This window comes from Microcystis sp. LSC13-02 (assembly GCA_002282935.1).
In the GTDB taxonomy this organism is placed as follows: Bacteria; Cyanobacteriota; Cyanobacteriia; order Cyanobacteriales; family Microcystaceae; genus Microcystis.
The window spans coordinates 3,041-5,237 of the sequence record MTBT01000186.1; the positions used below are offsets into that span (position 1 = coordinate 3,041).

At 43.1% G+C, this 2,197-nt stretch carries 1 protein-coding gene and 1 pseudogene; both read left to right on the forward strand.

Annotation, left to right across the window (positions count from 1 at the left end; genetic code table 11):
* Positions 1–93: 93 nt before the first annotated feature.
* Positions 94–630, forward strand: a pseudogene (locus BGL89_RS11115) (HAD family hydrolase); the annotation flags it as partial.
* 237 nt (positions 631–867) lie between these two features.
* A complete protein-coding gene (locus BGL89_RS11120; RefSeq protein WP_286825759.1) occupies positions 868–1,761 on the forward strand; it encodes a prohibitin family protein in 894 nt (297 codons plus the stop codon).
* Positions 1,762–2,197 lie beyond the last annotated feature (436 nt).

The window sequence follows — 2,197 nt, forward strand, 5'->3', positions numbered from 1 at the left end:
GGTGAAGCGTCAACCCCGTTCAGCGACCACCCTAAAAAAGTGGCGTGGTGAGGAATCGCCGTCCGTTTTACGGCGGCGAGGATGTCAACGGATCAGATTATGCCCCAAATGTACGCCCGTACTCTCAGTCTGCGCCGGGGTGTCCGTCAACTGCTAGAGTCGATACCGAGCCAAAAGTACGCCGATATTCTCGCCTATGCCGAAAGCAAGCCAATTCGCCCCGGATTAGCCGAATTCCTCGCTTTTTTACAGGAGCGAGCCATCCCTTTTATTATTATCTCCGGTGGTATCCAAGGCATGATTGAAACGGTCTTAAAACGGGAGGGACTATTAGATAAGGTGACGGCAATTTATGGGGTAAATCTTCATACTCAAGGGGAATATCTGCAAGTTCACTCCGATTGGGAAAATGAGACAGAATTAGTGGCTAAAGCCTTGATTATGGCCAAATATTCAGGAGTAGAAACTATTGCGATCGGTGATTCCGTTACCGATATTACCATGGCTAGAAGGGCCGATCTAGTTTTTGCTAGGGATCGTTTAATCGATTATCTGCAAGCGGAAAATCAACCCTATATTCCTTGGGATAACTTTTTTGAGATTCGTGAATATCTGTTATTGAGAGATTAGACAAAATCGGCTCTTCAATTTAATTATAACCACTTACTTATAAGGCTTGCCAGGTCTTGGGATCAATGAGTTGGTGAATGCGATCTTCGCTATTGACCCGTAGTGGCCACAGTCTCCACAGACCAGAAGTTGGCAAACTAATCAAAGAGAGAGGACATAGCGGGCTGGCAATTTCTTAAACGGTTCTTAAAGGCGCACCGTTATCATCAGATCAGTAGTTATTTCTTAGGTCTGATTATGTCTTGGATACTTTCGGCGATCGCCGCTCTGGTCAGTTGGAGCCTGTTTTTTACTGTTAAGTTCAAGGAAAACGCCAATCCCCTCATTCGGCCCTTGAGTCTGCTGATTGGACTGTTAAGTAGTGCTGTCTTTTTATTTCAGATAATAGGCCGTTTTGCGGTGGTCATTCCGGCGGGGGAAGTGGGTGTGATGGAAAGCCTGGGTCAAGTGGGTCAAAAAACCCTATCCCCTGGCATTTATTTTATCAATCCCTTTACCGATATCATTACCTATTCCACCCGTTTACAGGACATCAAAGAAACCGTTGATACCACCTCTAAGGAAGGGCTAGGTTTTAAAATGGACGTGAGTTTACAATACCGTCTTGATCCCACTAAAGCAGGAGAGGTTTTCCAAAAAATTGGCAGTCCTGAGCAACAAAAAGAAATTATTACTTCCCGTTTTCGCTCGTTGATTCGTCAGATTACAGCGAATTATCCCCTAACCGATATTTATGGAGAAAAAAGGGCTATTATTGCCCAAAATCTTGGTGAAAGTATGGCCACTCAACTCCAGCCCCTCGGTTTTATTGTCGAAGAAGCTTTACTCCGCAATATTATTTTGCCCGATAATATTCAAGCCGCTATTCAAGCGAAAGTAGCCACGGAACAGGAAAGCCAAAAAATTGATTTAGAAATCCAAAAAGCCAAAAAAGAAGCGGAACGGAAAATAATTGAAGCGAGGGGAACCGCCAATGCTCAGAAGATTTTATCGGAAGGTTTAACGGATAAAATCATTCAACTGAAAACCATTGAAGCAACGGAAAAGTTAGGGCAATCTCCCAATAGTAAGATCATTATCCTTGGTGGCGGGCAAAAAACTTTACCGTTAATGCTGACCGACGATAAGTAGCCATGCGCGACTCACAAGAGCTTTGGTATTATTGTACAAGAACGATTTAACTGCATCATACCATTTTTTTTATTCGCGTCCCTCACTCCCCTCCCCTCTTCCCACTTCCCACTCTCCTATACCTTTTAAACAGGATTTGGTATCAAGCCCATGGCACTAACTCTTAATTTAACATCAGAAATCGAACAATATCTCAGCCAAAAAGCGACGGAGAAAGGTCTTTCTCTAGAAGCTTACGTCCTCAAGCTACTTAGGGTCTGCTGAAAAAGTTATTGAAAAGTACAGGTCTCTTAATCAATGATTTCACTTAGCTACAAGCATAAGCTTTAGTTGTTGATTAATCTCTAAGTCATAACTTATTGTCATCATTGACCGAGAAAAAGTGCGGTTTTTCCATTTCAGACATAAAAAAGCCCAAAAAACCTGCCGAAGCAGG